This window comes from Dietzia sp. DQ11-38-2 (genome assembly GCF_014145055.1).
GTDB lineage: Bacteria > Actinomycetota > Actinomycetes > Mycobacteriales > Mycobacteriaceae > Dietzia.
Genome location: NZ_JAALDW010000008.1, coordinates 1 through 7,321, shown reverse-complemented (window position 1 = coordinate 7,321; position 7,321 = coordinate 1). Strand labels below are relative to the sequence as shown.

10 protein-coding genes are annotated in these 7,321 nt (G+C 69.5%); 7 read left to right on the top strand and 3 right to left on the bottom strand.

Annotation, left to right across the window (positions count from 1 at the left end; genetic code table 11):
* A partial coding sequence (locus G6026_RS00350) for a DMT family transporter (RefSeq protein ID WP_182611905.1) occupies positions 1-371 on the top strand: 371 nt, incomplete at its 5' end.
* Here the strand turns inward: G6026_RS00350 and G6026_RS00345 are convergent.
* A complete protein-coding gene (locus tag G6026_RS00345) occupies positions 347-1,816 on the bottom strand; it encodes a protein adenylyltransferase SelO (RefSeq protein WP_182611904.1) in 1,470 nt (489 codons plus the stop codon). The genes G6026_RS00350 and G6026_RS00345 overlap by 25 nt on opposite strands.
* A gap of 4 nt (positions 1,817-1,820) precedes the next feature.
* Positions 1,821-2,585, bottom strand: a complete 765-nt coding sequence (locus G6026_RS00340; protein ID WP_182611903.1) for an ion channel — start codon at positions 2,583-2,585, stop codon at positions 1,821-1,823.
* A 196-nt stretch (positions 2,586-2,781) separates the two neighbouring features.
* On the opposite strand from G6026_RS00340, the gene G6026_RS00335 reads away from it, so the two are divergent.
* From G6026_RS00335 to G6026_RS00310, 6 genes are all read left to right on the top strand, one after another.
* A complete protein-coding gene (locus G6026_RS00335) occupies positions 2,782-4,251 on the top strand; it encodes a sodium:glutamate symporter (RefSeq protein WP_107757706.1) in 1,470 nt (489 codons plus the stop codon).
* Positions 4,252-4,347: 96 nt separating this feature from the next.
* The gene (locus G6026_RS00330) at positions 4,348-4,854 is read left to right on the top strand and encodes a DUF2243 domain-containing protein (protein ID WP_107757707.1); all 507 of its coding nucleotides are present in this window, start codon (positions 4,348-4,350) and stop codon (positions 4,852-4,854) included.
* Between the two features lie 5 nt (positions 4,855-4,859).
* Positions 4,860-5,726 (top strand): cytochrome c oxidase assembly protein, encoded by an 867-nt coding sequence (locus tag G6026_RS00325; protein WP_231750401.1) that lies wholly within the window; start codon positions 4,860-4,862, stop codon positions 5,724-5,726.
* On the top strand, positions 5,723-6,217 hold the full coding sequence (locus G6026_RS00320; protein WP_107757708.1) for a hypothetical protein: 495 nt from the start codon (positions 5,723-5,725) through the stop codon (positions 6,215-6,217). Before G6026_RS00325 ends, G6026_RS00320 begins: the two co-directional genes overlap by 4 nt.
* 42 nt (positions 6,218-6,259) lie before the next feature.
* Complete coding sequence (locus tag G6026_RS00315) at positions 6,260-6,475, top strand: hypothetical protein (protein WP_107757709.1); 216 nt, start codon at positions 6,260-6,262, stop codon at positions 6,473-6,475.
* A complete protein-coding gene (locus tag G6026_RS00310; RefSeq protein WP_107757710.1) occupies positions 6,472-6,762 on the top strand; it encodes a hypothetical protein in 291 nt (96 codons plus the stop codon). Before G6026_RS00315 ends, G6026_RS00310 begins: the two co-directional genes overlap by 4 nt.
* Positions 6,763-7,060: 298 nt before the next feature.
* On the opposite strand, the gene G6026_RS00305 is transcribed toward G6026_RS00310, so the two are convergent.
* The coding region (locus tag G6026_RS00305) for an LPXTG cell wall anchor domain-containing protein (RefSeq protein WP_182611902.1) at positions 7,061-7,321 on the bottom strand (261 nt) is incomplete at its 5' end.

Genomic DNA, 7,321 nt, shown 5'->3' with positions numbered 1-7,321 from the left:
GTGCTGCGGCGGTCGTCTTTGTCACCGTCGCCGTGCTCACCACCGGACTCGCGGTCGACCCGACCGCGCGGCTCGTGGGGTCGCTCGCATGGCTGGTGGTCCCGGCCGGGCTCGGTGGCTATGGGGCGTACATCCTCGCCCTGCGCCGCCTCGGCGCCACGCCCACGAGCATGCTGCTCTACCTCACCCCTCCGGTTTCGGCGATCTGGGCGTGGGCGATGCTCGGCGACCGGGTCGGGGCACCCCAACTCATCGCGATGGGGCTGGGGGTCGTGGCGGTCCTGCTCGCGGCGGACTCCGGTTCGTTTGCGCGCCGGGGCGACGGGGCCGAGCCCGCTCACCTGTCTCAGGTGCCGCAGAAGGTGACGTGAGGAGAGGCGTCGGGCGGGGCCGGGCTGGCGTACCGCTGAAGTCCGGGACGCTCGGTGTAGGGATCGGTGACGACGACGAGGAGCTCGGAGAACGGCCCGAGATCACCCGCCGTCGCCGCGTCCAGGGCCTCCTCCACCAGGTGGTTGCGCGGGATGTACACGGGATTCGCGGCCGCCATCACCTCGACCGAGGGATCCAGCGTGCGCCAGCTCGCAAGCCATCCGTCCGCCAACTCCCCCACCAGCTCCCGCACTGCCGACGTGTCACCCGCCGCGGCCGGGATGAGCGCGCGGAAGAACGACGTGAAGTCGACCCGGGTCGCGGTGAGCAACCGCGAGAGTTCCTCCAGCAGCGGCTCGACCGGATCCGATTCGACCGCCTCCGACTCGGATCGGCCCGGCGCAGCGGGAAGCCCCAGCTTGCGACGCATCCCCGCGGTCCAGGCCGCCTGATAGCGAGCGGGGAACGTGCCCAGAGAGGCCGTCAGCGTCTCGACGGCCGCGTTCTCGTCGTCGTCGACCAACGGGACCAGGGTCTCGGCGAACCGCGCCAGGTTCCACTGCATGATGGGCGGCTGGTTTCCGTAGGCGTAGCGGCCCTGGGTGTCTATCGAGCTGAACACGGTGGCCGGGTCGAATGCCTCCATGAACGCACAGGGGCCGTAGTCGATGGTCTCGCCGGAGATCGTGGTGTTGTCCGTGTTCATCACCCCGTGGATGAACCCCAGGAGCATCCACTGCGCCACGAGGGAGGCCTGGGCGTCGAGGACCGACTCGAACAGACCGAGATACCGGTTCTCGGCCTCCGCCGCCTGCGGATGGTGGCGCGTGATGGCGTGGTCGGCCAGCCTGCGCACCAGGTCGAGGTCTCCGGTGGAGCGCGCGAACTGGAAGGTGCCCACCCGCAGGTGACTGCCCGCGACGCGAGCCAACACGGCGCCCGGAAGGGGTTGATCGCGGTGCACGGCCACCCCGGTGCCGACCACCGCGAGCGCCCGCGTGGTGGGCACACCCAGCGCGTGCATGGCTTCGCTGACGAGGTACTCGCGGAGCATCGGCCCGACGGCCGCCAGGCCGTCCCCTCCCCGGGCGAACGGCGTGCGCCCGGACCCCTTGAGGTGCAGGTCGCGCCCGTCCGCCAGCTCGCCCATCAGCAGGGCCCGCCCGTCGCCCAGTCGCGGCGAGTAGCCCCCGAACTGGTGTCCCGCGTACGCCTGCGCGACCGGGGTGGCGCCGGCGGGGACGTGCGTGCCGGTCAGCAGTCGTAGTCCCTCCTCCGACCGGAGATAGTCGGGATCGATCCCCAGCTCGTCGGCCAGCGGGTCGTTGAGGGCGAGTAGTCGCGGGGTCGGGGCCTCGGCCGCCGTCCACGGCACGCCGAGATCGGGAAAGCCGCGGGCGAAATCGTCGCCGAGCCGCACGCCGGACCGCTCCTGGGAAGTCATACCGTCAACGGTACGGCTCCGTCGCGGGGTGGTCGGCCCGTCCGCTCCCGCCCTCCGTGACGGTGCCGAGCCGTGCGAGGTCCTCCCGCAGTGCCGCGATGTCCGCCGATAACCGGCTGACCTGAGCCTGAGTCGCGGACTGGTTGACCTCATCCTGCTCGCTGACCCGGTCCACGATCCACGAGGCGAGCGTGGCCGTGACGACGCCCAGCAGGGCGATCCCGGCGAGCATCAGTCCCGTCGCGATCATCCGGCCCGTCGGGGTCACCGGCGCGATATCCCCGTACCCGACCGTCGTGACGGTGACCACCGCCCACCACAACGCCTGACCGTAGGTCTCGATCGACGCTCCGGGAGCACCGCGCTCCGCATCCAGAATCGCCAGGGAGGACACGATCAACAGGACCGACGTCGACCCCGCGGCGTACGCGATCACCTGGCCGCGCACAGCCGTCCCCGCCGAGCGGTGCATGATGCTCAGCAGCATCATCAGACGGAGGAGGCGCAACGGCCGGAGCATCGGCAGGGCGATCACCACCAGTTCGTACCAGTGCGTGAACAGCCACCGACCCCGCGGTCTCGCCAACGCCAGTCGCACCGCGAAGTCCACCGCGAAGAGCACCCAGGTCCCCACCATCACGATCTCGGTGACCACGCCCCCTGTGCCCTCCGGGTTCACCAGCACCGAGACCGCGTAGGCGGCGAGGAAGGCCAGGGCTGCGCCGATCAAGGGCCATTCCGTCAGTTCCGCCCACCGTTTCTCCGTCACCTCTCGATGATGACCGACTCCGGGGGCGAAGGCGGCGAACGTGACGGCATGGTTACCGATCAGCGGTTCAGGTTCATTTGAGGGATGGCACGGCGTACATTCCTCACAACCGACGAGTCGCCCCGTGCATCGCCAGATGTAGAGAGACGGGGCGGCGTACGCGCCATGCATCACCGACCGGAACCGAGGTAGCCCCATGACGGCCAACGCGGTGGGACTCGCCCTGCTCATCCTGGGACTGGCGCTGCTTATCGGCAAGATCATCCGCGTCAAGGTGGGGATCGTCCAGTCACTGTTCCTCCCCAGTTCGATCGTCGCCGGAGCGCTGCTCCTCCTCCTGGGCCCCGAGGTGCTGGGCCGGATCGGCGGCCCCTGGGGGGAGAACGGACTGTTCACCGAACCGATGGTGGAGGTGTGGTCCTCGCTGCCGGGGCTTCTGATCAGCGTCATCTTCGCCACCATGTTCCTCGGCCAGAAGCTCCCGACCGCGAAGCGGGCCGTGAAGCTCGTCGGCCCCCAGCTCTCGCTCGGCGTGTCACTCGCCTCCGGGCAGTACGTCGTGGGTCTGCTGCTCGCGGCGCTGATCCTCGTCCCGACGTTGGCGGCGGCGCCGATGACCGGCGCGCTCATCGAGATCGGGTTCGAGGGCGGCCACGGTACCGCTGCCGGGATGCGACCGGTGTTCGACGAGCTGGGCTTCGGCGAGGGCGCCGACCTCGCCGTCGGTCTGGCCACCGTGGGCATCGTGGGCGGGATCGTCATCGGGATCGGGTTGATCAACTGGGCGGTGCGCACCGGACGGACGGAGATCGTCACCGGGAGCGCCAAGATGTCTATCGAGGAACAGAAGGGGCTCTTCCGCGAGGACGAGTACTACTCCGCCGGCAAGATGACGTCCCGCCCGTCCTCGGTCGAGCCGTTGTCGCTCCACATCGCAATCGTCACCGTGGCGATCCTCGTCGGCCTCGTGATCCTGGAGGGCCTGCGCTGGATCGAGCAGGCGACCTACGCGTCGATCATGCTCGACGACAACACGCCGCTGGAGATCTTCGCCTACGTCCCCCTCTTCCCCATCGCCCTCCTCGGTGGCGTGATCGTGCAGTTCGTGGCCACCAAGGCCGGGTTCGCGCACGTGATCGACGCCCAGATCATGTTGCGGATCCAGGGGTGGGCGCTCGACTTCCTCATCGTCGCCGCCATCGCCACCCTGTCCCTCCAGGCGATCGGAGAGAACATCGGTGTCTTCGTGATCCTGGCGGTCGCGGGGATCGTCTTCAACGTCGCCGTCTTCCTGATGCTGGCGCCGCGGATCATCGGTCGCTACTGGTTCGAGCGCGGTATCGGCGACTTCGGCCAGTCGATGGGCGTCACCGCCACGGGCCTCATCCTCATGCGGGTGGTCGACCCGCAGGCGGAGAGCCCCGCGTTCGAGGCGTTCGGTTACAAGCAGCTGGTCTTCGAACCGTTCTTCGGCGGTGGCCTCGTCACCGCGATGGCGGTCCCGATCATCTTCCTCACCGGCGTCTGGCCCCTGTTCTTCGTGATGCTCGCGGCCTTCCTCGTGGCGCTGCTCTCCGGCTTGTTCTACTTCCGCCCCAGGGAGATGCGGGACCGGGCGGAGTGGGAGAGGGAGAAATCCGAGGGGCGCGAGCCCGCGCGGGAGTAGGTTCCCGGCCTGTCGGCCCCCGCGTGCAGCGGTGGTGACCTCTCGCCGCCGGCCCTAGGCTCAGCGGCACCCGACCCCTCGCGAGGAGGACGCACGGTGTCGCCACCTTCTACTGAGATCCGCACCGCGGACCCCCGGGCGAGCCGGCGTCTGGTCCTGTCCGGGTTCCTCTTCGGTTGCGGGATCGCCGGGTCGGTGATCGATCTGTTCGTCTTTCACCTGCTCCTGCAGTGGCACCACTTCTACGACCTCTCCACCCCCAACGTCGCCCTCCTGGCGGACGGGCTGTTCCACGGCGCCACCTGGCTCATCACCGTGTGGGGCCTGTTCATGCTGGGGGAGGTCCGGCACACGATGGTCGTCCCGTGGGGGCGGTGGTCCGGTGCGGTCCTCACCGGAGTCGGCGCGTTCCAGCTGTTCGACGGGATCGTCTTCCACAAGATCCTCCGGGTCCACCAGATCCGCTACGGCGTCGACCTGTTCGTCTACGACCTGGTGTGGATCTCCTCGGCTGTTGCTCTCCTCCTGGCAGGACTGTTGATCCTGTGGCGGACCGCGGTTCCCCCGGAGCGGACGCCGACGTCCCGCCCTTCCCGGGACTGAGTCCGGTGACCCACGATCACGCGCATCCCGAACCCTCCTCCTGGCCGATGCCCGAGGTACTCGGCGTTCCCCTGATCGCGATGGCGGCGGCCGCCTACCTGATGGCTGCCGGTCGGCACCGTCGCCGAGGCCGGTGGCCCCGATATCGGACCGCGTTGTGGATCGCGGGGCTGCTCTGCCTGGGGGCGGCGTGGGTCGGCCCCCTCGCCTCCGCGGCACACTCGGGGTTCACCGCCCACATGGGAGTCCACCTTCTCATGGGCATGCTGGCACCGCTCCTTCTGGTGCTCGCGGCCCCGGTGACCCTCGCGCTGAGGACTCTGCCCACCCGGCACGCCCGGGTCGTCTCGCGCGTGCTGCGGTCCCCGCCGGCGCGGGTGCTCACCCATCCCGTCGTCGCGGCCGTGCTCAACGCGGGGGGCCTGTGGGTGCTCTACACCACCGACCTCTTCGCGCTCATGCACGAGTCACACGCGGTCCACGTCCTCGTCCACCTGCACGTGTTCCTCGCCGGCCTGCTGTTCACCGTGGCGATGATCGGGCCGGACCCGAACCCGCACCGCGCGAGCTTCCGGACACGCGCGGTGGTCCTGGTCCTGTTCATCGGCGCGCATTCGATTCTCGGCAGGTGGTTGTACGGGCACCCCCCGGCCGGCATCGACCCGGCGGACGCCAGGGTCGGGGCCCAGCTCATGTTCTACGGCGGTGAGGTCATCGACCTCGCGCTCATCGTCCTGCTCTTCACCGGCTGGTACCCGGGCTCACGACTGCGGGACCGGTTCCTCCCCGGAAATCCCGCTCTCGCCCGTTCCACAGATCATCTCGCCGGACGGTCCGGCGGTTCCCCACAATCCGAGGAGACGACACGATGAGCGACAGCCGTGCACTACACCTCGCGCGAGCAGCCGGAGCCGGGGCCCTCGCCGGAGTAGTCGGGGCGGGCGTGATGACCCTCGGGGAGAAGGGTGAGCAGCTGCTCACCGGCCGCCCGAACTCGTACGTCCCCGCGCGCGCACTTCTCACGCTGCTGGGCCGGCGGCCCGGAGAGAGTGACCGCCCCGACACGTGGAACCACCTCATGCACTTCGGCACCGGGGCCGCACTCGGCGCTCTCCGCGGGGTCTGGGCGGTCACGGGAATCCGTGGGGTTCATGCGACGGGCTGGCATACGGTGATCCGGCTGGGCTTCGACCAGACCGTGGAGAACGCGACGGGGGTGGGGGCGCCTCCGACCTCCTGGCCTGTCCGAGAGCAGGTGGTGGACATGGCGCACAAGGCGGTCTTCGCCGCGGTCACGGGCGCCGTCTCGGAGCGAATCGTCGCTCCGACCCTTCGACCCTCGCGAGGCCGCACGAGCCACTAGTGTAAGGAAAGTCCCATTCCCAGTCCGATCCCGGGAGGAACCATGCGGAAGAAGTCGTGGAGCGATCTGTCTGACGGCCAGAAGGCCGCGATCCTGACACTGATGTCCATCCAGGTGTCGCTCGCGGTCACGGCGTGGACCGACCTGGCCTTCCGGCCCGCCGAGCAGGTGCGCGGTTCCAAGGGCAGGTGGGCCGCCGTCATCGCGGTCAACTTCGTCGGGCCCGCGTTGTACTTCTGGCGGGGACGGCGGAGGTGAGTTCCCGGGGACGACACGGGCTCGCCGCCGCCGTCCTCCTCGCCGTCGTCCTGTCCCTCGGTGCGTGCGCAGCGGGGCCCAACGTCGATGTCTCCCCGGAAGGCCTCGGATTCTGGTGGGGCCTGTGGCACGGGCTCATCCTGCCCGTGACCTTCATCATCTCCCTGTTCACCGACACCGTGACCATCTACGAGGTGAACAACAACGGCAACTGGTACGACTTCGGTTTCGTCCTAGGAATCGCGCTGTTCTCCGGCCCCGCGATGGCGGGTTCGCGACGACGTTGACGTCCGGCACCGGCTCGACAGGCGTCGCAGCCACGTGGCGGTCTCCGGCCCGACGTCCGGATCACGCTCACGGTCACGGTCCGGCCCACGGTCACGAAGGATCTCTGCTAGTCGGTCCTCGTCCAGACCCGACCACGCGACGTAGTCGGCCCACTCACTCTCGGTCATCGTAGCGTTCCCTGTCATGAGGTGAGCAGGTCGAACAGCAGGACGGCCCCTCGCCCCAGAAGGTCGACCGCGGCGGGACCCGGGGTGGTGACCTCGCCGATGACGACGGGCAGGGGGACGCTGACCATGATCACTCCCTCGTGGTCTCGGGGATGCTGCGGCGGTTGCGTCGGGCCAGCCCCAGGGCCAGGGTGCCGCCGAGGATCATGACCGCCGCAGCCCCGGTCAGCCAGCTCACGTCCGCGCCGGTGTCCCCGAGCACTCCTCCGGCGGTCGCCGTGCGGGGATCCCGAACACCGGGTTCGCCCGCGCGTCCCACCTTCGCCCCCGTTCCCGGCACCGCCGGGTCGGCGGGGGTCGACGGACCGGAGGGCCCGGAGGCATACGAGTA